This is a genomic window from Halobacillus sp. B23F22_5 (genome assembly GCF_043497085.1).
Classification (GTDB): Bacteria; Bacillota; Bacilli; order Bacillales; family Halobacillaceae; genus Thalassobacillus.
Map to the genome: position 1 here is coordinate 22,331 of NZ_JBIEKI010000008.1, position 22,873 is coordinate 45,203.

A 22,873-nucleotide genomic window follows, 5' to 3' on the forward strand; every position below is an offset into this window, starting at 1 on the left:
ATTATCCTGCATTTTTTAAACTACAGCTCCATCAGGACTCAATGCTTCGCGTACCCAGGCATTATTTTCATAAGCTGTAATCCTGAGGTCCAGCCGATCCTTTGACTTAGGTCCATTATTCCGTACGATATTTTTAAATTCATTCCAGTCCGGCTGCTGATACACCCATTGTTGTTTTTCCTTATCGTAATGAAGCGTTTCATCTGGAATCGTTAAACCCAGGGAAAGAACTCTCGGAATATATTTATCTAGAAAAGCTTGACGCAATTCTTCATTCGTTTTTGTACGGATACGATATTTAATGGTCGTATCCTGCTTCGATGTTCCTGTTGTGGTGGCACTCGCCGGCCCAAAGAACATCAACAGCGATTCCCACCAACGGTCGATCGCATCCTGTATCAATGCCCGCTGCTCTTCTGTTCCTTCTGCCAAAGCCATGATAATTGCCTCTCCGTGCTGGGCATGAAAAACTTCTTCTGCACAGATTCGTTTCAAGGCACGGGCATATGGACCATAAGAAGCTTTCAGCATATTCGTCTGAGTAATAATAGCAGCGCCATCAACGAGCCAGCCTATCAAACCGGCATCCCCCCACGTAGGGGCAGGCATATGAAAGACATTATGAAACTTCAAATCTCCTCTGAATAAATCTTGCATGATCTCTTCCCGTGTTCTTCCCATCGGTTTCATTAAATCCTCTGCAACTCTCAACAACAGCTGGCCATGACCCATTTCATCCTGAACTTTAGCCATAATTCCGAGCTTTCTCCGTAATGAGGGTGCTTTCGGTACCCATTCTTTTTCAGGAAGTGCCCCCATGATTTCACTAATTCCATGCATGGAAATCAATTTAATTAATGTCATCCGGTAATCATCCGGCATCCAGTCATCCGCTTCGATTTTTTCTCCTCGTTCGATACGCTCCATAAATTGCGAATGCTTCTCTTCTTCTGATAAGCGATCATAAGATAAAGTCGTTGACATCTCATTACCTCCCTTTTATTCATCACGATTGATAAACGCCAATAAATTAATATGTCATGCCAGGCAGACAGTCATTTCTTTTGAATAATCAAGTCTTATAGTTTTTAATGGATGATCAACAATTTTTATGTAAGGGACATAAACAATATTATTTATATAACGTTATAAAATCGTAACGATGAATAAGTGTTATATTATTTAACCTAACGATAACGTGCAAATAGTGAAAAGTCAATACGTTTTCAGAAAATTATAAAGAATTCAAAAGCGGAAGATGCCGTTTAACGACGATTGGACTGGACTGCACCGGAGGAGATAAAGGAAACACGATGAGCAGAGTGAATCGATGTTAACTTATCGTACGCAGGTGAAGGAAGTACACGAGTCGTTGGTAGCTGGAGCTGGACGATCAAAAGCGTAAGTTACCGGTTAACGACGATTGGACTGAAAAAAAATAGCCTTCCATTTTCCAATGGTCGGCTATTACTACTCTCATCATTTTCCTATACGGTTTTTCGTTCAACCAGCTCAAACGGTAAAGCTTTATGAATGATTTTTACGTCCTGGATTGCTTGCAGAAACGCTTCCTTACCTATGCTTGGAAGCGGAAGACGGATGGTAGTAATCTGGAGAGCTTTTGCCAACGGCTGATCATCAAATCCGATGACCGCCAGACGCTCCGGTATCGAAACTCCCAGCTTTTCGGCTTCCAGGATGATTCCTGCTGCCACTAAATCATTCGTTACCACAAGAGCGGTTGGCGCTTCTTTCATATCACGCCATTCCCTGAGCACGCGTGCTCCATCTTCCATATGTAAACATTGCTCAAAAATCCACTGCTCCATCACTGGCTCCCCAATTTCAGCTAGTTGATCACAATAGGCTTCATGTCGCTTCTGACTATTGCTTCCTTTTCTTCTGCCGATACAGTAGCCAATTTTCCGATGCCCTTTTTGTATCAGCAATTCCATCCCCCGCTGAAAAGCTTGATAGTGATCGATATAAATCGCTGAAATCTGATTATCCACTTTATTCTCACAGACAACCACCGGACCATATGCACGATACTCTTTCAGTATATTCCAAGGAGAACTTCGCGAAGTGAAAATAACCCCATCTACCTGCTTCAGTGGCAGCATATCGAGTGCTTCCATTTCTTTATCCACGTGATAATTGGTCTGAATCACCATCAACTTATATCCTTTTGCTTCTGCGGCGTCAGCAATCCCCTCTAAAAGCCGGCTGAAGTAAGGATGGTTGATATAAGGAAGAACGACTCCAATGACAAAGGTCTTCCCTTTTGATAGGTGGACGGCGTTGATATTCTGCTGGTAATCGAGCTGCTGCACCGCCTGCCAAACCGCTTTCCTTTTCTCCTCTTTAACGTATGGATGGTTGTTCAAGACACGGGAAACCGTAGCAACGGAAACCTGTGCAAGTTTGGCAATATCACGGATGTTGCTCATGTATTTCCCTCCTTACTGAAAATTATCCTTGCTCTGAAACGCGTTTCATAAATTAAAGTATAACCAACAAAGGAGGTGCGAAACATGACAGGTTTAATCGTATTATTCGTTATGTGCACAACAGTCCTTGCTGCGGCTCACTCAGTCGTAAAAGAAAATCACAATAATGAACCGCACAGTATGCAGAGCTTCAACGATTACTTCGTCAAATGATCTTTCAACTGATCCAGCGCTGCATATATATCTTCTTTGATGACAGGATTATAAAAGACGGCTGCTGGATGGTATAGCGGGATGACTGTGAATTTTTCATCTGTATAGGTATACTCTGAGCCTGTTTGATCTTTCAATTTTTTTATCGGTGTCTCGATGGATTTCCCCACTATCTCGGTCATTTTATCCTTACGACCTGTTAACCGTTCATAAGCGACACTGCCAAGTGCTATGATCCAGCGGGGCTTCATATGTTCAATTTGATAATCGAGAATAGGAGCGTGGGCCAGTATCTCTTTTTGATTAGGCTTTCGGTTGGCCTTACGCTTTCCTCCTGTTCCTTTCCTGGTTGTCTTGACCCATTTATAAGGGCGGCTGCGAACAGCACTGGTAATATAGACATCGTCCCTGGTCAGCCCAAGATAATCCAATTGCTTATCCAGCTCTTTCCCAGCCCGTCCGATAAATGGCTTTCCTTCCACTGCTTCTTTTTCTCCAGGAGCTTCTCCGACAATCATGATATCCCCATTTTCATTACCAGCTCCAATCACTAACCCCTCGGTATCGTAGGGAGCAATTCTTTCTTCAGCCAGTCGCAGTAACTCTTTTGGTAATTTCATATTCTCACCTTCATCCATTAATTTAGCTGCTCTATAACCGCAATGTTTCCCTTTTTATGTGAATTCAAAACAGCTCAGCACCCGCTGTCTCCCCTACATATCACATGGTATTCTAATTACTAGTGGTAAGGCTATGTTAACCATTTTTACTGATTTTTCCTCAGAGGCTTATTCAACTAAATGGCCGAAAAGTCGAAGACTTGATTTCGAGATGTTTGAGGATCTTAGGGTCGTTGGGGAAGGATAGCTATTAAAAATGCGCAAGGAAGCTCGAACGCTTCCTTGCGCATTTTTTTACTTCATTAGGAACATTACAACAGTAGCTGCCAGATAGACACCAACTATTAATAGTGAAGGCAGGATATAGACAAACGTAGACCTAGGCTTTTTCCTGGTAATGCTGTATAAAACCAGCAGCACCGTTAAAATGGTCCCACCGCTAGTGACCATGTGGGTAGGCCCGGCGTGCTGGAATAAGTTATTTCCGAAATAAATTGCATCTGTAAAGGAAAGAAGCATGAGGTTGAATGCACTGCTTCCGAGCATTGAACTTACCGCCATATTGTAATTCCTTAACTTCAAGACAGTGGCAACACTGACAGCATCGGGCAGGGAAGTGCTTGCGCCTACCAGAATGGACCCAATAAAGGAAGTACCCAAACCGGTGATTTGAGCAATCTGATCTGCTGTGATGGTCAAAACAGAACCTGCAACCATTATTAATAAACCATAAATAATAAAGCGTAATACAACCTGGTTTTTAGAATGATCGTCAAAACGCCGGTTCTCTCTGGACCTCCGTTTAACTTTTTCTTCGGAACGGCTATTGATCCATTTGATTCCGCCAAAGTAAAGCAATACCAACACTACAGAGGTATAACCGACATGATAAATCCCTTCTGGAAGCGTGAGGGATAGAGCCATCATGACGACCATGGTCATAAGAATCAATAAATAACTATATAATTTACTTTCCAGGTTCGTGTGGCCCATGATTTGCTGGCGGCGATAATGGATATCCAGTAAAGCCAATGCCAGGATATTAAAAAGATTACTGCCAAGCAAATTACCCATTGCTAAGTCAGGGCTATCAATCATGATAGCTGTGACACTTGACGTCAGTTCTGGCAATGAGATGGCTACCCCGATTATTATTCCGACGAAAGCAGACGAGGCTCTCGTCTTTTCTTTTACACCGTCTCCATACGATGCTAACTGCACAGCAAGGTAATACGCAGCTATAGCAGAAAGTATAAATAATACAAACATTAATATATCCATAAACTAACTCCTCGTGGTTGTCGTTAACCCTATTCCTTTACCACTGCTTGATTATTATAAAACCATTTGGATCAAAACAATGCGTAGAGGCACACCCCTACCAGGAAGTGTGCCTCCTACAAATTTTTTTATCTAAATCACTCTTTAATGATGGCTTCTGAGACATCATACTCAGCAGGATCCAACTCTGTCTTCTCTCCAAGTGCCATCCTGGACAGCTCTGCTCCCAAATATGGTCCTACTGTGAGGCCGGAAGCACCCAGGCCATTAGCCATCAGAACACCTTCAAATCCAGGTACTTCCCCAAAGACTGGAAGAAAACCTGGGGTGAACGGCCGGAACCCTGCTTTTGCTTCTAACATCGTGCTATCCGCCAGACCAGGAGCTATCTGTAAGGCTTTATCAAAAATTTCATGCAATCCGCCAGCAGTCACCCGATGGTCAAACCCCACGCCGTCATCATGCGTCGCACCGACCACAATCCGTCCATTTTCAAAGGAGAGCATATATTGAGGTGTAGGAGGCATGACGACAGGCCATGCGCTTGTGTCTTCCCCGGGAATTTCTACATGGGCAATCTGGGCACGCTGAGGAGTAATATGGAGGTTTAGTCCCAGTGGACGAAACAGTTCTCCACCCCAGGCGCCTGCAGTGACAATTACTTTGTCTGCTAAAAGTCTGCTCCCATCTATTTCCGCTCCAGTTACTCGATTACCTTCATGGATGAGGGAAGCATGCGAACGGTAAAAGACAGCGCCGTTTTTCTCAGCCGCTCGAATCAGCGCTTGCCTTATCGCCTTCCCATTGACACGGGCACCACCACTGACGTGCACAGAACCATATTCAGTCGATAAGGGTGGAAAGAGTGCTCTTGTTTCCTCTGGAGACAGCCGGGTAATCGTTCCAATTTCCGGAGCGTCCTCCCTCCGTTTATAAGCGCGTTGTTCCATTTTCTCTAATTTGTCTTCATCGGTATGGAGGCTGATGGCTCCGACTTTCTCATAACCGGTTTCTGTTTCTCCGTCCTCTTTTAGTTTATCGATCAACTCAGGGTAATACCTGGCTCCCCCTTTGGCCAGCCGGTACCATTTTTTATTACGCCGTTGAGAGAGCCACGGACATACGATCCCAGCAGCCGCATCCGTTGCCTGCCCTGGTTCTTCACGATCGATCAAGATCACCTTTGCCCCTGATTTCGCCAGATGATAGGCAGTAGATGCTCCCAGGATCCCTGCTCCAATCACAATATATGACTGCATTTAAAAACACCTTTTCTGTTTATGTCTAATCATCTAGCTATTCTACAAGACATTAGCGAGAGTCTCAATCCTGGCTCTCCGTCTCCCGTACTGGAAAATGAAGGGTAAACATCGTCTGTGATCCCGTATAAGGCTCATAAAGCTCAAAACCAAACCCTTTTATTTGCTCATAACCGTTTTGCTTGATCCATTTGTGTAAAAATTGATAAGGATCAAACTCATGCTCAGCAGGGTTGAATTGCAAAGTGGCATACTGGTGGTCAGGAAACGTTCTGGCAACCATTCCAGGTGGAAGAACGTCATGGCTGTCCACTTCCACCCCAGCCATCCAGGTAAATGGTTCTGTTTCCGGATTCCAGTTGGGTGGGTCTATAAACATTCCATAAGAAACCGGGGCATTCACTCGGTTTTCAATATCGACGATTCTTGCCGTATGAAACTCCTCGACCAGCCGTGGAATTTTTACATCCTTTTCCGCCATGGTTGTCTCAAAAGCTAATCCAATAATTTTGAATGCTTTTTTACTGATGACTTTCGGCTCAACCATTGTCTTTACTTTTCCGTTCATGTCGAATCTCCTCCTTATTTCAAAGAAGTTCTAGACACGGTTAGTAATTCCTTCCATATCACTAAAAATCATTCCTTGTACTCACAAAAATGCATCCATCGCACCGTAAATATTTCAATAGCAAACCAGAAAACTGCTATGATGAAGGATACAAATAACTACGGGAGGAACTTCAAATGAAATATGAACTGGATCACATTGGAATTGCGGTGCGGAACCTGGATGAAAGTGTCCAATTTTACCAACATATACTTGGGGGTCAATTGGTCGACCGCTACCGAAGCGAGGCCAAAGGGGTGGAAAGTGAGATAGCTGTAATAGAAATTAATGGTAACCGAACGGAGCTGCTGGCACCTACGAATAACACTACTTCTCCAATCGCCCGCTTCATCAAGCAAAAAGGTAAGGGAGTCCATCATATCGCCTACCATGTCCACGATTTGGATGAAGCCCTGGAAACACTACAGCAGCAAGGAATTCGAACATTGGAGGAAACATTACGGACCAATAAACATGGCAGAAGATTGATCTACCTCAATCCTGCTGATACCGGAGGGACAATCATTGAATACTGTGATTACCCTAATGAAAGAAAACCTTAACCAGATCTGGTCAAGGTTTTCTTTTTATTTGAACCCGCTAGGCGAATACTCTCCCTTTTTCCTTCAACTAAACATAACCTAAACTAAATAACTATAGGAGGAAACTGACATGTCCGGCTACCAAAGTGATTTTACATTGGAAAGGGGTCTTTGTGTATTTCCCGGCTATAATTGGTGCGGACCAGGGTGCAGCGGACCCGGTGCACCAGTGAATGGTGTGGATACATGTTGTATGTATCATGACATTTGCTATCAACAATACGGCGCATCTTGCTTCTGTGATCGTGCCTTCATGGATTGCCTCCGGGCAAAAATCAACCCTTATACACTAGAGGGACGCCATGCAAACACCATCTATAACTATATGAAATTTCAACAGCTGTTTACTTGTTTATTCCGTTAAAAAAGAGTAAAGCGACGATAATAAGTCGCTTTACTCTTTTTTCTACTTCCGTATTTTATTTTGCTCTGTTCGTTGTTTGTTGATCGCTTCACGGACGTGATACAACTCAGCGAATATCGCCGTAAGCAGAATTGTGATGATACTTAAGAAAATCGAATAAATACCCAGGTGGACATCGCCGAAGATAAGACCCACCATAAGTCCGATGAATACTCCGATACCGATATAAAGTAAGATTTTTTGAAAAGTTACCGAATACATCCAATCTCTCCTTCTCTGTCTGCGATTTCATCCTCTATTCTTCCATACCCTATAAGGAGACGGTTTAACACCTCTACCTCTTCCAACTTCTTTAACGGAAAATGCGCACCTTCCTTACATGGAGGTTGTCCAGGTTTTCTGAAATTATGAATTTATTAGCCATTATTTGATGACATGAGCCAAATTCAATATTTATTGGCTATTTTTAATTTATATTGGCTAATTCCTGAATTTAATGCTAAACCACAGTCCTGGAAAATGTTCACATAATCTCCAAATGTGAAATGATTCACAATTAGATTTTTATTTTACAATAAATACATAACCAGAATGATCATTACAGAAAGGAAGGGATTAACATGACGACTGTTATGGCCCTGCCACAAGCATGGAGAACTTTTACTGATGGTAAATGGCAAAATGAAATTGATGTCCGAGATTTTATTGTCCGCAACTATACTCTTTATACCGGAGATGATGCATTCCTCGCCGGTCCTACTAATGAGACAACGAAACTATGGAAGCAAGTGATGGAGCTTACGGTGGAAGAACGTGAGCGCGGAGGCGTATGGGATATGGATACCAAAACCCCTTCGTCGATCACTTCGCACCGCCCTGGCTATCTAAATCAAGAAATTGAAAAAATTGTGGGTGTGCAAACCAATCAGCCTTTCAAACGCTCGATGCAGCCTTATGGTGGAATAAGGATGGCCAAACAGTCCTGTGAATCCTATGGTTATACACTCGACGAAGATACCGAACGAATTTTTACCGATTTCCGGAAAACTCACAACCAGGGTGTCTTTGATGTCTACACACCAGAAATGAAGCTGGCAAGGAAAGTCGGCATCATAACAGGTCTGCCGGACGCATACGGAAGAGGACGCATCATCGGCGACTATCGTAGAGTGCCGCTTTATGGGGTTGACTTCTTAATAGAAAAGAAACAACAAGACTATCACCAGCTCGGGGCAGACGGTGTGATGTCAGAAGACATCCTGCGTGAACGGGAAGAACATGCTGAGCAAATCCGCGCCCTGCATGAACTGAAAGAAATGGCCACAAGTTATGGGTTTGATATCTCCCGCCCAGCTGTCAATGCCCAGGAAGCATTCCAATGGCTATATTTCGCCTACTTAGCTGCAACTAAAGAGCAAAATGGAGCGGCGATGAGCCTTGGCAGAGTTTCTACTTTTCTTGATATCTATATGGAGCGGGATTTAAAAGAAGGCGTTTTGACCGAAGAAGAAGCTCAGGAATTAGTCGACCATTTTGTCATGAAGCTGCGGTTAATCAAATTTGCGCGCACGCCTGAATACAACGAACTTTTCAGTGGAGATCCGACATGGGTGACGGAATCGATCGGTGGAGTGAGTGTCCATGGCGATCCATTAGTTACGAAGAACTCGTTCCGATTCTTGCATACCCTGACTAACCTTGGTCCCGCTCCTGAGCCTAACTTGACTGTATTATGGTCCACAAAGCTGCCAGAAAAGTTCAAGCAATACTGTGCGAAGGTTTCGATTGAATCCAGCTCGATTCAATATGAAAATGATGATCTCATGTGTGAGCATTACGGCGATGACTATGGTATAGCCTGCTGCGTGAGTGCCATGGAGATTGGCAAACAAATGCAGTTTTTCGGAGCACGTGTCAACTTGGCAAAAGCTTTACTTTACGCTATCAATGGCGGCATTGATGAACGATTGAACGTACAGATGACTCCTCCATTCCGGCCAGTGACTGATGACATTTTAAAATACGAGGAAGTGCGGGAAAAGTACGATAATGTTTTAGATTGGCTGGCTAAGTTGTATATGAATACGCTGAACGCCATCCATTATATGCACGATAAATATGCTTACGAACGAATCGAAATGGCCCTTCATGACCAAAAAGTTTTGCGTACGATGGCTGGGGGCATCGCTGGATTAAGTGTTGTGGCTGATAGCCTGAGCGCGATCAAGCACGCAAAAGTCCACGTCATTCGCGATCAGAATGGGCTGGCAGTCGATTATGAAGTCGTGGGTGATTATCCTAAATATGGAAACAATGATGGCCGTGTCGATGATATTGCTGTCGATATCGTCAAAACGTTCATGAATAAATTCAAACAGCATAAGGCATACAGGGATGCCGTACCTACTATTTCAATTTTGACCATTACCTCCAATGTCGTGTACGGAAAGAAAACAGGCAGCACGCCAGACGGCCGTAAAGCTGGAACACCATTTGCACCAGGAGCCAATCCATTACACGGCAGAGACGAATCAGGAGCGCTGGCATCCTTGAACAGTGTCGCTAAAATACCTTACGAATACGCTTTAGATGGCATATCCAATACATTCAGTTTTGTTCCAAAAGCGCTTGGACGTACACTGAACGATCGAATCGATAACCTGGTATCCATTTTAGACGGCTATGCCATTAAGGAAGGGCACCATTTGAACATCAATGTATTTGAACGGGAAACATTGTTGGATGCCATGGATCATCCAGAAAAATATCCGCAGCTTACTATCCGGGTTTCTGGCTATGCTGTCAATTTTGTAAAGCTGACTCGTGAACAGCAGTTGGATGTCATTAACCGTACATTCCATGAAAAAATATAGCGTTTTAAATTCGAAGGAGGAAATTAATCATGTGCGACCACCATCAATCAACGCAAACATTAACAAAGGACATGAACACAAAGACGATGAAAGCGGCAGTTGTCCGCCGATTTAAAGAAGATTTACAGATTGAAGACGTCTCCATCCCCCATGTTTCACCTGGTGAAGTACTTGTCCAAATCAAAGCATGCGGTGTGTGTCATACTGACCTTCATGCTGCCCATGGAGATTGGAAAGTAAAACCGAAACTCCCTTTGATTCCAGGGCACGAAGGTGTGGGCGAAGTCATTGTAGTCGGCGATGGGGTGACTCACCTCCAAAAAGGTGATCGTGTCGGCATCCCGTGGCTATATAGTGCCTGCGGCCACTGTGAGTACTGTCTGACCGGGCGGGAAACATTATGCCATAACCAGCAAAATGCCGGATATTCAGTCGATGGAGGTTATGCGGAATATTGTATTGCAGCTGCCGATTATGCTGTAAAACTTCCTGATAATCTAAATTATGTTGAAGCTGCCCCAATTTTTTGTGCAGGTGTGACTACCTACAAAGCTCTTAAAGTTGGAGAAGCAAAACCCGGTGACTGGGTTGCCATTTATGGTATCGGCGGCCTTGGACATGTCGCCGTCCAATACGCTAAGGCTATGGGCTACAATGTAGTAGCTGTTGATACCCATGACGAGAAACTCAAGCTGGCTCAGGAGCTTGGCGCTGACCTGGTGGTTAACCCGCTTATTGAAAATTCAAGTGAATTTATTCAACGGGAGGTCGGAGGCGCACAAGCAACCATTTGTACAGCCGTATCTAAAAAAGCATTCGATGAAGCCTATTATTCCGTTAAACGTGGAGGTAAATGCGTTGCGGTTGGGCTTCCGCCGGAAATGATCGAGATACCAATCTTTGACACCGTATTGAATGCAGTCAGTGTGGTAGGAAGCATTGTAGGAACAAGAAAAGATCTTATAGAAGCATTGGAATTTGCAGCACAAGGAAAAGTAAAAACCATCGTCCAAACAGCGAAACTTGAAGACATCAACCAAATATTTTCTGATTTAGAAGAAGGTAAAATCAACGGACGGATCGTGTTGGATATGCAATAGAAAAAAAGGAGGGCTTCCCTCCTGCTCAACAGATACAGGGAGGTATTTTTATGAACGGTCGTATACACTCAATCGAAACTTGCGGAACAGTCGATGGTCCCGGTCTCCGATACGTCATCTTCACCCAGGGATGTCTGCTCAGGTGTCAGTTTTGCCATAACCCTGACACCTGGAATCGCACTGGAGGGACGGAGAAATCAGTCGATGAAATCATGGAAGATATTAAGGAATACCTCCCTTATATCAAAGCGAAAGGGGGCATTACCGTAAGTGGCGGTGAGCCTCTGCTGCAAATCGATTTTCTGATGGAACTCTTCACACGGTGCAAAGAACTCGGTATCCATACTGCTATCGATTCATCAGGCGGCTGTTTCAGCAGCTCCCCAACTTTTTTAGCTAAGATGGAAGAACTGTTAAAGTTAACTGATTTAGTCCTGCTTGACCTGAAGCAAATGGACTCCGATAAACATAAGTCATTGACCGGTATGACCAATAAGCAGATCCATGCATTTGCCCACCTATTAGCTGAAAAAAACATTCCTGTCTGGATCAGGCGTGTGCTCATTCCTGGACTTACTAATGAAACAGAAGACACTTCAGCAATTAAAAGAGTTCGTCGATGGATTGGGTAACGTAGAAAAATTAGAAATTCTTCCTTATCACACAATGGGAGTTTATAAATGGGAACACCTCGGGCTAGCTTATCCCCTTAAGGGCTACCACTCTCCTTCCGAGGAAGAAATAAAACAAGCAGAAGATATCTTACAACCCGCTTCTTTTTGAAGAAGCGGGTTTACTTTTGTAACCATTTATAAAGTGTTATGAGCAAATATTCCTGATTTACGATGAACAAACTATCTTACGACCTTTTTCCATTTGTCCGTCTGGAGACCGATGCCATTTACCTTAAAGGAATGATGTGATTCCTTGAAAATTCTATATAATTTAAATCAGAGGTTTTGGAAGGAGCTGGATATATGGATAGTATCATCAAGGTAGATGGCATACGAAAAATCTATAAAATGCGTAAGGCTAAAGAAATGTTCGTGGCAGTAGATGATGTTTCTTTTGAAGTAGAAAGAGGAGAAATACTTGGCTTGCTCGGTCCTAACGGTGCTGGTAAAACGACTACAATCAAAACAATATGCGGATTGCTGGTACCCGATAAAGGCAGCGTTATAATCAATGGTTATGATAGCGTCAAAAAACGGAATAAAGCCCTGCGACATATCAGTGCTGTCCTGGAAGGTAACCGTAACCTTTACTGGCGGATGACCGTTGAGGAGAATCTCGAGTATTTTGCCGGAAACCGCGGCATGTCCAGAAAAGCAATGAAGCCACATATCGATAAATTATTGACGCAGTTCCGATTGCAAGAAAAAAGACACGAGTTAGTCAATAAGCTGTCCCGCGGGATGCAGCAGAAGCTGGCAATCGCAGTAGCTATGCTGGCAAACACCGATGTCATCCTGCTGGATGAGCCGACCTTAGGATTGGATGTGGAAACCGGCTACGAAGTACGGGAGATTCTGAGGACAATAGCTAAAAAGGAAGGCAAGACCATTATCATCAGCACCCACGATATGCCTGTTGTCCAGGATTTATGTGAGCGTACGGTTATCATTAACAATGGAAAGGTGATTGCCGATGAACGCGTAGATCACCTCCTTCAATTATTCAAAACGAGCGCTTACCAAATCAACTTACAAGAACCGCTTACAGAAGAACAGCAGGAGATGCTTCATTTTGAATTCCCAATACACTCCTGGGAGGGCCTGGACTTACAGGTCAGCCTGCAGGAAGATCAAGAAATCTACGCTTTGATGGACATCCTGAAAAGAAACCATACACCGATCGAAACCATCAGCCGAACCGAAGTCAATTTTGAAAAAGTATTCATGCAGTTGGTCAAAGAGGAGGCGGCCTCATGACGACACTATGGAATGTCATCCGGGTTAATACCAAAAAAGAATATATTGAAATGAAACGTTACTTCGCAAATACATTGAGTCTGCTGCTAACCTTCTATATCATTTTTCTCGCCATGTTTTTCGGAATCCAGGTCATCGGCGATCCGGCAGAAGCAGGTGCCAACACGCAATTCATCATCGTCAATTATATTTTTTGGTACTTCGCTATGATGACCCTTCAATCGATTGGATGGACCGTATCTGACGAAGCGATGCGCGGGACGCTGGAGCAATTATATATGTCGCCGATGGGAGCATGGCGGATTTTACTCTCCCGGTTATCAGGGATGATATTCATCCATTTCCTGATTGTGATACTTTTGTTATTTTTATCAATGCTAACCACTGGCGAATGGCTGAACTTGAATCCAGCAGCCACCATTCCGATTTTGCTGCTGACCATTGCCAGCATGATCGGTGTCGGTTTCATGATCGCCGGGCTGTCAATCATCTTCAAACAGATTAGTGCATTTCTGCAAATTCTTCAATTCATTATCATGGGATTGACCTTTGTACCATTATCTGTGGCTCCATACCTGATAGCTGCACCATTCGTAAAAGGTGTCGATATGACAAGACAGATCATGATTCAGAACTATACCCTGGCTGATTTCTCAACATCGGACTATACGTGGCTGATTGCCAATGCGCTTGTTTACGGAGTTATCGGTGTTTCCGTCTATCTTGCCTGCGAAAGGTATGCCATGAAAAAAGGGCTTCTTGGACATTACTGATTTAAAAAATAGCCAGATGTGGTATGATGTATATAGATAATCATACAATAAAAAATAGCCGCAGCTGATGCTGCGGCCATGGATACACGCCCCCTCCGGGGGATCAGCTATCCACTACAGGAATAGGCCTCTCCCCTATCAACTTTTGGCCGAGTGAATAGGGAGGTCTATTTTTTATTGATCATTTGCATGATCAACGCGAGCAAAGCGATCAAAAACGTGCCGAAAGACCAGATGACGGTCAACACTTCGTATATGCTCGTAGGCATCACCCCCCTTCCTGATAGATGGGGGCAGCCGATCCTCCCTAAAAGGACGTGCTCCACTTTCAATTATAGCATGGGTGCCGGGGTGAATTTTTCACCAACTTTAATCAGGACTTAAGCCTCATTCAACGATTCCTCAATCGCTTCACCAAGCTGGGTCAAAATATCCTTGGCCCCTTCTATTCCGATAGAAATTCGGACGACACGCTCATTGATCCCGATTTTCTCCCGCTGCTCATCAGTAAGTGCACGGTGAGATGTTCCTTTCGGATAAGATACCGTTGTTTCCACTCCAGCTAACGAAGGTACAATTTTAATCCATCCCAGGGATTTGAAAAATGTATCCATATCGCAGCGCTCATTCAATTCAATCGTAATGATGGCTCCGTTTCCTTTTTCCGAAACGTAGGCCGGGTAATATACATGCTCGATATCCGTATGGTTGCGCAGGCTTTCCGCTACATAATCGGCATTCTCCGATTGCTGCCTCATACGCAGCGCCAAGGTCTTCAGCCCGCGATGACCAAGCCAGGCTTCGAATGGACTAAGGTTGGCACCAAGATTGACCATTTTCCCTTTCGCCTTTTCAATTAGTTCTTCCCTGCCGACCAGTACGCCTGCAGAAACATCACTGTGACCACCTATATATTTAGTCGCACTATGAACGACAAGGTCGACGCCCTCTTCATATGGCTGCAAAAGGTATGGAGTTGCAAAAGTATTATCAATCATTGTCATTAGCTGGTGGCGTTCTGCCATCTCGACGAGAGCATTGATATTTTCTACACGTAGAAATGGGTTGGATACAGATTCACTGTATAGAAGTTTCGTATTCTCCTGGATGGCAGCTTCTACTTCTTCCAGGTTATCAAAAGAAGCGAGTGTCACTTCAATACCAAAGGTCTGCAGTTCCTGGGTAAGCAGCTGATAGGTACCACCATAGGTGTCTTCTGCTGCTACAATATGATCGCCATGCCCGACTACTGCTAAAATGCCGCATAAAATCGCAGACATTCCGGATGAGGATGCCATTCCAGCAGGTGCTCCCTCCAACTGAGCTACAGAGTAGCCCAAATCGTCCGTATTCGGATTGCCGTTCCTCGTATAAAGATAAGGAGCATTTCCTTCAAAGTAGCCTTCCAAATCTTCCAGGCTCTCAAAGGAGTAGGCCGATGTTTGATATATCGGGGTAGCTTTGCTGTTTATCTTGTTTTCTTCCTGCTTCAATTTACTATGTACGACTTTCGTTTCAAATGATTTTGCCATAACGTCTGTCTGCTCCCTTCGATTAAAAACACCTGGCTAGTCGCCAAATTATGGCGTAAGCCTGGTTTTTTTATATACTTTCATCCTTCAACAATAAACTTTCTTAAAGTGTAAAAAAACCTCTTCCTAAGAAGAGGCGTCTCAGTCATGAGGATCTTCCCCATAAAAGCGCACGTACCTTTATTTTGAATAGTTTGATTATATCCCCAAGAGGCATAACTGTCAAAAGGAGGATAGTTTTTTGACGGCTTCTGCAACGAAAGAAAAGTAACCGGAAGTGTGGGGACATAAGTGATGTAAACTTATCGGCTTCTGCACACCGCTTACTAAATAGCTCCCTTCCCTTCTGCCCCCTTGTAAAATTTCCTCAAAGTCACGGAAACGAAGTCGGATGACATCCTCTACCTCATCAGTGACCCTAAAACCGGGACGCTTGTTTACAGGATAAAAATAAACATGGCAAAACTCCCGATCGATCATATGCTCTGTAATCAGCTCTTCCTGGTAACACCCTTGATATATCAAATCGTTTTCTGCCACCTTGATTCCCAACTCTTCTTCTATTTCCCGAATTCCTGCCGCAATAATTGCTTCATCTGCCTCAATATGCCCTGCAGCAGTGATGTCCAGTGTACTTGGAAAATCACTTTTATTCGCCGCCCTATGCTGTAAATAAATATAAGGTTCTTCAGCATCTATTTCTACAAACCAGCACTGAAACGTTTGATGCCACAGCCCTCTCTTATGTACTTCCTCTCTGTCCTCCACTCCAATTTCATTACCTTGGTCATCCAATACAGTCAATAATTCGACCATCAGACCACCTCTTTCTCCCGATATTTCCTGCTACTCATCATGGATGTTTAGCTTTTTCATTCCCATGGAATAATAACTAATAATAACATATTAAAAAAGGAGGCCATCTTCATGACTCAACAAAAACAAAGAAAGGCTACCGTTGAAACATCTAATGAACAAGCCGAGGTCTTCAGCAAAGGAATTTCTTTCTCTAAATCTTTTCTTCCTCCAAAACAGGAACGAGAAGAACATCCTACTGAAGGTGAAATGATGAGCGGTCATCACGAAGTTGAAAATCACGAGAAAAAGAATGACAAATAAAAAAAGAGGGGAACCCCCCTCTTATCTGTTTGGCATCAACCCTTTTAAAATTTGAAGATGATTACGATCTTCATCGAGTATTCTCTCAATCATCTGCTTACTCTCCGGATCAAGATCCCCTTTAACAATCTCTTCTGATAAATGTAAACCATATACGTCTTCTCCCTTTAAAGCACTTTCCAGTACCCCTGCTGTTGAATCAGGGGTGGTGAATCTACTGACAAAATTCTGCATCGACCCGACAAAACCTTCATCGTCCACCGGATTTCCACCAAGATTCTGAATTCGTTCAGCTACTTCCATCGCATGCATCTTGTGCTCTTGCTGAATATTTTGTAACTCCTGCTTGATACCAGGGTCGTCCACGCGCTGAATAAGGTGTTCGTATGCATGAATCCCCATATACTGACCTTTTAGAAAAGCATTTAATTCTTTAATGGCAACGTCATTCACAATGTAAGCTCCTTTTTTAAGCTTAGTTTGCCACATGAAAAATTAATTAACCTTTTCGAAATCATATGGAAATTATTGCAGGGAGACGCCCTTGTCTGTTTCAATGATGATATCCTTATCCTTTAATCGATTGAGATGGTTGGAAATCAATTGTATATAAAACAACAAGTGCTCATCCACTTTTCCATTATTGAACTGGAGAGCCAGATCGTAGCATGACTTAGAGCCATCCTTCAGGCAAGTAATGATTTTCTGGTCGATGTCAATAATGGTGGTAATCGATTGCTCGATCGCATCATGATGGTGGTACATGACTGGCCCATGGCTTGGAAAAACTTCAGCTACATCTTTTTGTTTTAATGCATCCAGCGTAAGTAAGTATTGCTGCAAATCTATGATTTTCGTCGGAGGGCCACTTTCAATCAGCACGTCTCCTCCAAATAACAGCTTCGAACCCGGTTCGTAGAGAGAAATATGATCATAACTATGGCCCGGGGTTTCGAGTACTTCCAGCCTGCCGTCTCCTATATCAATCATATCTCCCTGTTTCACAAGATCTGTGATAGGAAGATGCTCTGCATGAGCAAAGTCGATTTCGTCCATTGTCACTTTGGTCAACAGTTCTTCTGTAAACTGATCTGGCAGCTGAGGACGAATGCCCTCAAGCTGTTCGTAAAGTTTCGGTTCTTTTTTAGATGGATATCCGGCAAACACCCTGCAGTTAAGGTCATCAGAATGACCCAATAAAGCGCCAATATGGTCCATGTCCCGGTGTGTTACAATGAGTTGATCAATATCCCCCCATCCTATTCCGAGCTCTTTCAAGGCAGCAGCCAGGCAGGCCTGAGAATCTGAAGACGGATGACCGGCATCAATCAGTGTGACTTTATTTTTTTTAATCAAATATACGAACACATCTCCAGAAACCGGCTGTGGCAGACTGATTCGATATATTCCCCTTTTCACTTCCTTCACATTTTTCATTTCGTACCCCTCCGAATTTTCCGAATATTATCACTTCTCTCAGTTTACCACATAATTTACTGATATTGGATAAGAAGTTAGCAGTAAATATCGACAGAAATCCATACCAAAGTCCCCCCAGTTTGAGTCTGGGAATTTATTTATGCATTAAATCTAATAAAAAACACCCCTCATCGAGGGATGTTTTTTATCGAATGATCTTTGCTTGGTGATAGGTTTGTTTTGCCAGGTTTTCCTGTATGAAGAAGTCCACATAATGATTGAAGCTATGCCAATGCTTTGTCGGCAGTTGATGTGTCGCCTTTTCGATATGAGTTAAGCGGACATCTTCGCATTTTCGATAATGGTAACTATGGTGATGAATCCAGAAAACACGAACGCCATACATTAAAAGGACCGGGCAGTCTATGTCGCCTAAACGTGCTGAACAATCATATCGATAGGACTCATCGTAAAAGTCATACCAGCTTTTTAAATCTGCTTTCCCCATATGACCGGTTATCATCTGCTGAACATTCGTATCTAAAAAGTGAGATCGGGCAAGGACCCGAATCAAAGAATCAGGCTTTGTTTCAAGCCATTTCATTCCTATACGGTATTCGAGCTTCAATAGTGGTGTTTCTACTTTTGGATATCCTCCAGATAATACTAACGCTCTGGTACGCTCTGGATAAGATAATGCGAACTCCTGGGCGACTCCCCCGCCTGCTGAATAGCCACAGATGACAGCTTTCTGAGAGCCTGTATGGTCAAGAAGCGCCTTGACTTCCTCAGCATACCGCTTTATCGTGACGGGTTCTGATGCAATCGATGAATCTCCATGTCCACTTAAGTCTGGAATCAATAATCGGTATTGATTGCTCAAGGGGTGTTGATAGGTGAAGACCTGCCTCCCCATGCCAGGCGGGTGTATCAAGACTAGTGTTATCCCTTTACCGATATCATCATAATGGATGGTACAGGAGTCATATTTGAATTCAGGCATATACATTCCTACTTTGTTTGAAGATTATAAACGTCGATTATTAGCATATCCGTTATGTAGCTTTTTATTTATCCTCTTTTTCAAGACGCGATTTGGTTGGATCACAATCCGGATACTTTGAAGCAGTGGATTGCGCCACCTTGAATAGGTAGTAGCATTCTTCCCGAAACATATGGTCTGCCATCAGAGCTGTAAAGGAACTTAAAGCCTCGTCCGTTAACTCCATTTCTTCCAGTTCCTTCAAAAATGTCTGAAACAATTTCATTTCGACTTTCGTTTCGTTATTGAAACGTGTCAATGCGGGAAAGGATTCGATATTAGCTCGCAAATACCCCGTCATTTCTACTGATTTCAAATACAAATCATTGAACGTTTGACGAAAGGCATCGCTCTGTTTTTTAATTTGCTGTTCGGTTGCATCCATTGTGTCATTGATCGCCCCGGCATGGCCGGAAGCATCTAAAAGCCATAACATATGGTGATGGAGCTCATGAAAAACGGGCGGCTCCTTCCTTTTCCCCAGATAACCAATCACAAGCAGGTATTCTTCCAGCTCATTAACCATGTGGTTAATAAAAGTAGGTGTCAAATGAATGCCAATCTTTCCTTCCAGTGACCTTTGGATGAGTGATAGCTTATACACTCGGAAGTTTCGCGCGTGTTCTCCTGCCTTTTTAGTGAATGTTTTAGCTTCCTCAAAGGACAAATTTTTGGACTTAGCTCCCATTTCGTCAAATATAGTAATGAACTGCTTTGTTTTTTCTATGTCTTCCGTTTCAGACGGATAAAGCGAGTCACGGATGAAACGGGCATGGTCTCCTAATATCTGCAGCCAAAAAGCATGTTCAAACTGAGCAGCTTCCAGATAAGTTCTCAAAAAAACCCCTCCTGATGGATAGTCCTCTTTATACCTATTCAGAAAGGGGAAGCTTTATTTTCTTTTTTATTGGAACTCTTGAGGCGGATCTTCGGTATGACCCTGTTGCGATACTTCTGTAAAAATATCCTTTTGCATGGCAGGCGCTGGATTACTGGCAGTATAAGCAGCCGTTGTTCCAAGCTGGCCAAGCTGCTGTTTCAATGCCAACACTTCCATTTTCAAACTGTCTATATCCCCTTTTGTCGCTGGCTGTTTTTGCTGCTTCAACTCTACACCCAGTTGTCCATTCGGTTCTATCGTGGCATAGGCGACATCGTTGATATCAGTGACACTATTTTGCCTAAGCTTCATTTCCAATTGATCAACCGTCAGCCGCAGTTTTTTCAGTCTATCAATCTGGAGCTCTCCATTTTCAATGACAACCTTGGAACTGCCAGTAATGAATTTTTCTAATGGATTTGCCTTTACTTGTACATACTCCATGACTAATAACGTCAAAACCAGGGTAAGACCGACAATTAGTGTGGTCCAGATATTTTTTCCAACAATCGGCTGGATGAGCAATGAGCCGATTCCAATCATAATGACTACTTGAGCCAGGGTCATCTGTGAAATCGATTTCCGCCCGGCTACCCTTAGTAGCAGCGTTCCACCGACTACCACGACAACTGCTTTCCATAGCAAATCAAAATCCATGTATAAATCCCTCATTTCTCGCTAGTTCATTAATCGTTAGTTTGTGCAAATTGGCTTCCAGGCATTCTGTCTTTTCATAAAGCTTCTGTTAAAAGTTGTGAACTTTTTCATAAGCTGCTTATTCAACTAAAGGGCCGTAAAGTCGAAGACTTTATTTCGAGATATTATTGGAGTTTAGGGGCTCCAGGAAACGATTCGCTTTCCGTGGGCGTGTGCTGAGTCTCCTCAGGCTACGCCTTGCGGGGCCTCAGCTATCACTCAGCTCCCACAGGAGTCTCACCGTTTCCTTACGCCCCTTGCCATAATAGAAAGTTCTCGAAATCACACTTGTGAAAACCGCCCATAATATTAGAAAGAAAACTATGGCTCGTTTTATAAATGCGTCAATATGAAGGTTTAAGCTACATACTTTCTCTTTTTGAAGGGGCCGTGTAGTACAAAACTGGCTGGATGGGAAGGGAAACGGCGAGACTCCCGCGGGAGAAGGGGCTAGGCGAGATCCCGCAGGGCGAAGCCTGAGGAAGCTTGCCAGGTCCCCGCAGGAAAGCGAGTCGTTTCCAAGACCATCCCATTCCTCTCATGGTAACGGCCACAACTATCTCGAAACTGAGTCTTCAAGCAAAGGGAGCCTTAACTGTAAAGTCATATTGCCTTCTATTTTGATGTTTTAGCAGAACCCTTTCTTATTAAGCAACATCCTGCATATAAATGTAGTGAACCTGTCCAAAATGAAGGGGTTATCGTATGAAGGAACTGATTGAAAAAGGAATCATCATTATCATTGGCAGTGCATGCCTGGCATTCGGGATCAACTTTTTCTTAGTACCAGATCATGTACTTGATGGGGGCGTCATTGGTATCGGATTGATTTTTCATTATTTGTGGGGATTGGAAACGGGCTTGACCATTCTATTTGTCAGCATTCCGATCTTTTTGATCGCCTGGTTCAAGTATCGAAATTATTTTTATAACAGCCTGCATGGTTTATTGATATCCTCTTTTTTCATCGATCTATTTTATTGGCTGAGAAATTTCCATTTAGCTCTCGACCCTGCCCTTAGTTCGATGATTGGCGGGGCTTTCGTAGGTGGTGGTATCGGGCTGATGCTTCGTTACCAGACAAGCACGGGAGGAACAGACTTGCTGGCACAGATGGTCGCTGATGTTTTAAAAATCAATGTCGGTTTTGCCATTTTCACCATCGACCTTGGAGTCATTTTGTTAGGAGGATGGCTTTTTTCTTCGCAGACCCTGCTGCTTTCCGCTATCACTATACTGGTGGTAGCCATGACAACCATGCTTTTCACTTCCCGTCCTACTCTCAAAAGTTGAATATGGTAGAATTAAAAATGGATAATTTTTCCCCAGAGAGAGGTGGACCTCATTCGAATCTTTGATGCGCACGTACATATCATCGACCCTCGTTTTCCATTGATTGAAAATCAGGGTTATCTGCCAAAGCCTTTCACCTGTGAAGACTATCAGAAGCGGACGACACAATGGGACTTAGCCGGAGGTGCTGTTGTGTCAGGTTCTTTTCAGGGGTTTGACCAACAGTATTTAAAAAATGCCCTTCAACTTTTGGGCAATAGATTCGTTGGAGTAACCCAGCTTCCAGTAGATACAACGGACGAGGAAATACTATCGTTGGATGAAGACGGAATAAAAGCGGTCCGCTTTAATGTTAAACGCGGAGGACCTGGGGTGCTCGCACATTTAGAATCATTTGCTCACCGGATTTATGACCTCGCGGGCTGGCATGTGGAATTATATATCGAATCAAAAAACCTGCCAGAAATCGAGCATACGCTTAAAACGCTCCCCGCTGTTTCCATCGATCACCTTGGCCTGACGGAATCTGGTTTTGATACGTTACTGAACCTCGTTTCGCATGGCGTGAAAGTTAAAGCGACCGGGTTCGGCAGGGTCAATATCGATGTAGCACAAGCCTTACAAGCAATAGTCCACGTGAATCCTGATGCATTGATGTTCGGCACCGACCTCCCTTCCACCCGTGCCCCCCGTCCTTTTTGTGATACGGATATTGAACTCATCCAGGAGACCTTGGGAGAAGAACTTGCCGAGAAAGTATTATATTCCAATGCAGCAGATTGGTATTTAAAAAAGGAGTTGAAATGAAAGGAAGAATCA

24 protein-coding genes and 1 pseudogene are annotated in these 22,873 nt (G+C 43.5%); 10 read left to right on the forward strand and 15 right to left on the reverse strand.

Features of this window, described 5'->3' with window-relative positions; translation table 11 throughout:
• Window positions 1-15: 15 nt before the first annotated feature.
• From paaA to ACGTN9_RS12030, 6 genes are all read right to left on the reverse strand, one after another.
• Complete coding sequence (paaA, locus tag ACGTN9_RS12005; protein ID WP_499593086.1) at window positions 16-984, reverse strand: 1,2-phenylacetyl-CoA epoxidase subunit PaaA; 969 nt, start codon at window positions 982-984, stop codon at window positions 16-18.
• A gap of 503 nt (window positions 985-1,487) precedes the next feature.
• Entirely contained in the window at window positions 1,488-2,450 is a 963-nt protein-coding gene (locus tag ACGTN9_RS12010; RefSeq protein WP_499593088.1) for a LacI family DNA-binding transcriptional regulator, read from the reverse strand.
• Window positions 2,451-2,647: 197 nt separating this feature from the next.
• Complete coding sequence (locus ACGTN9_RS12015; protein ID WP_499593089.1) at window positions 2,648-3,283, reverse strand: uracil-DNA glycosylase; 636 nt, start codon at window positions 3,281-3,283, stop codon at window positions 2,648-2,650.
• Between the two features lie 294 nt (window positions 3,284-3,577).
• On the reverse strand, window positions 3,578-4,564 hold the full coding sequence (locus ACGTN9_RS12020; protein WP_499593091.1) for a sodium:calcium antiporter: 987 nt from the start codon (window positions 4,562-4,564) through the stop codon (window positions 3,578-3,580).
• A 137-nt stretch (window positions 4,565-4,701) separates the two neighbouring features.
• Window positions 4,702-5,823 (reverse strand): NAD(P)/FAD-dependent oxidoreductase, encoded by a 1,122-nt coding sequence (locus tag ACGTN9_RS12025; protein ID WP_499593093.1) that lies wholly within the window; start codon window positions 5,821-5,823, stop codon window positions 4,702-4,704.
• A 64-nt stretch (window positions 5,824-5,887) separates the two neighbouring features.
• Entirely contained in the window at window positions 5,888-6,391 is a 504-nt protein-coding gene (locus ACGTN9_RS12030; protein WP_499593095.1) for a GyrI-like domain-containing protein, read from the reverse strand.
• A 176-nt stretch (window positions 6,392-6,567) separates the two neighbouring features.
• On the opposite strand from ACGTN9_RS12030, the gene ACGTN9_RS12035 reads away from it, so the two are divergent.
• Both ACGTN9_RS12035 and ACGTN9_RS12040 read left to right on the forward strand, forming a co-directional pair.
• A complete protein-coding gene (locus tag ACGTN9_RS12035) occupies window positions 6,568-6,993 on the forward strand; it encodes a VOC family protein (RefSeq protein ID WP_499593097.1) in 426 nt (141 codons plus the stop codon).
• 109 nt (window positions 6,994-7,102) lie between these two features.
• Window positions 7,103-7,396 carry a phospholipase gene (locus ACGTN9_RS12040; RefSeq protein WP_499593099.1) on the forward strand — a complete coding sequence of 98 codons (294 nt, stop codon included), beginning with the start codon at window positions 7,103-7,105 and terminating at the stop codon, window positions 7,394-7,396.
• 42 nt (window positions 7,397-7,438) lie between these two features.
• On the opposite strand, the gene ACGTN9_RS12045 is transcribed toward ACGTN9_RS12040, so the two are convergent.
• Window positions 7,439-7,657 carry a hypothetical protein gene (locus ACGTN9_RS12045; RefSeq protein ID WP_499593101.1) on the reverse strand — a complete coding sequence of 73 codons (219 nt, stop codon included), beginning with the start codon at window positions 7,655-7,657 and terminating at the stop codon, window positions 7,439-7,441.
• A gap of 359 nt (window positions 7,658-8,016) precedes the next feature.
• Between ACGTN9_RS12045 and pflB the strand changes: the two genes are divergently transcribed.
• The 5 genes and pseudogenes from pflB (at window position 8,017) to ACGTN9_RS12070 (ending at window position 14,073) form a co-directional block, all read left to right on the forward strand.
• On the forward strand, window positions 8,017-10,269 hold the full coding sequence (gene pflB, locus ACGTN9_RS12050) for a formate C-acetyltransferase (RefSeq protein WP_499593103.1): 2,253 nt from the start codon (window positions 8,017-8,019) through the stop codon (window positions 10,267-10,269).
• Between the two features lie 86 nt (window positions 10,270-10,355).
• On the forward strand, window positions 10,356-11,369 hold the full coding sequence (adhP, locus tag ACGTN9_RS12055; protein ID WP_499593293.1) for an alcohol dehydrogenase AdhP: 1,014 nt from the start codon (window positions 10,356-10,358) through the stop codon (window positions 11,367-11,369).
• Between the two features lie 50 nt (window positions 11,370-11,419).
• A pseudogene (gene pflA / locus ACGTN9_RS12060) lies at window positions 11,420-12,152 on the forward strand (pyruvate formate-lyase-activating protein).
• Between the two features lie 194 nt (window positions 12,153-12,346).
• A complete protein-coding gene (locus ACGTN9_RS12065) occupies window positions 12,347-13,300 on the forward strand; it encodes an ABC transporter ATP-binding protein (RefSeq protein WP_499593105.1) in 954 nt (317 codons plus the stop codon).
• The gene (locus tag ACGTN9_RS12070) at window positions 13,297-14,073 is read left to right on the forward strand and encodes an ABC transporter permease (RefSeq protein ID WP_499593107.1); all 777 of its coding nucleotides are present in this window, start codon (window positions 13,297-13,299) and stop codon (window positions 14,071-14,073) included. Before ACGTN9_RS12065 ends, ACGTN9_RS12070 begins: the two co-directional genes overlap by 4 nt.
• Before the next feature lie 167 nt (window positions 14,074-14,240).
• Here ACGTN9_RS12070 and ACGTN9_RS12075 read toward each other — a convergent pair whose 3' ends face one another.
• The 3 genes from ACGTN9_RS12075 to ACGTN9_RS12085 all read right to left on the reverse strand — a co-directional run bounded on the left by ACGTN9_RS12075 (window position 14,241) and on the right by ACGTN9_RS12085 (window position 16,421).
• Entirely contained in the window at window positions 14,241-14,342 is a 102-nt protein-coding gene (locus ACGTN9_RS12075) for a putative holin-like toxin (protein ID WP_084315779.1), read from the reverse strand.
• A 111-nt stretch (window positions 14,343-14,453) separates the two neighbouring features.
• Window positions 14,454-15,605 carry a trans-sulfuration enzyme family protein gene (locus ACGTN9_RS12080; protein WP_499593109.1) on the reverse strand — a complete coding sequence of 384 codons (1,152 nt, stop codon included), beginning with the start codon at window positions 15,603-15,605 and terminating at the stop codon, window positions 14,454-14,456.
• A gap of 222 nt (window positions 15,606-15,827) precedes the next feature.
• A complete protein-coding gene (locus tag ACGTN9_RS12085) occupies window positions 15,828-16,421 on the reverse strand; it encodes an NUDIX hydrolase (protein ID WP_499593111.1) in 594 nt (197 codons plus the stop codon).
• 111 nt (window positions 16,422-16,532) lie between these two features.
• On the opposite strand from ACGTN9_RS12085, the gene ACGTN9_RS12090 reads away from it, so the two are divergent.
• On the forward strand, window positions 16,533-16,724 hold the full coding sequence (locus ACGTN9_RS12090) for a hypothetical protein (RefSeq protein ID WP_499593112.1): 192 nt from the start codon (window positions 16,533-16,535) through the stop codon (window positions 16,722-16,724).
• A 21-nt stretch (window positions 16,725-16,745) separates the two neighbouring features.
• Here ACGTN9_RS12090 and ACGTN9_RS12095 read toward each other — a convergent pair whose 3' ends face one another.
• The 5 genes from ACGTN9_RS12095 to ACGTN9_RS12115 all read right to left on the reverse strand — a co-directional run bounded on the left by ACGTN9_RS12095 (window position 16,746) and on the right by ACGTN9_RS12115 (window position 20,722).
• Window positions 16,746-17,177, reverse strand: a complete 432-nt coding sequence (locus ACGTN9_RS12095; protein ID WP_499593113.1) for a ferritin-like domain-containing protein — start codon at window positions 17,175-17,177, stop codon at window positions 16,746-16,748.
• A gap of 72 nt (window positions 17,178-17,249) precedes the next feature.
• Window positions 17,250-18,161, reverse strand: a complete 912-nt coding sequence (locus tag ACGTN9_RS12100) for an MBL fold metallo-hydrolase (RefSeq protein WP_499593114.1) — start codon at window positions 18,159-18,161, stop codon at window positions 17,250-17,252.
• Window positions 18,162-18,348: 187 nt separating this feature from the next.
• On the reverse strand, window positions 18,349-19,146 hold the full coding sequence (locus ACGTN9_RS12105) for an alpha/beta fold hydrolase (protein WP_499593115.1): 798 nt from the start codon (window positions 19,144-19,146) through the stop codon (window positions 18,349-18,351).
• Window positions 19,147-19,210: 64 nt separating this feature from the next.
• Complete coding sequence (locus tag ACGTN9_RS12110; protein WP_499593116.1) at window positions 19,211-20,023, reverse strand: DUF2935 domain-containing protein; 813 nt, start codon at window positions 20,021-20,023, stop codon at window positions 19,211-19,213.
• 66 nt (window positions 20,024-20,089) lie between these two features.
• The gene (locus ACGTN9_RS12115) at window positions 20,090-20,722 is read right to left on the reverse strand and encodes a DUF421 domain-containing protein (protein WP_499593117.1); all 633 of its coding nucleotides are present in this window, start codon (window positions 20,720-20,722) and stop codon (window positions 20,090-20,092) included.
• 744 nt (window positions 20,723-21,466) lie between these two features.
• Here ACGTN9_RS12115 and ACGTN9_RS12120 point away from each other — a divergent pair.
• Together ACGTN9_RS12120 and ACGTN9_RS12125 are read left to right on the forward strand one after the other, a co-directional pair.
• Entirely contained in the window at window positions 21,467-22,054 is a 588-nt protein-coding gene (locus ACGTN9_RS12120) for a YitT family protein (protein WP_499593119.1), read from the forward strand.
• A 51-nt stretch (window positions 22,055-22,105) separates the two neighbouring features.
• The gene (locus ACGTN9_RS12125; protein WP_499593295.1) at window positions 22,106-22,861 is read left to right on the forward strand and encodes an amidohydrolase family protein; all 756 of its coding nucleotides are present in this window, start codon (window positions 22,106-22,108) and stop codon (window positions 22,859-22,861) included.
• The last annotated feature ends 12 nt before the right edge of the window (window positions 22,862-22,873 follow it).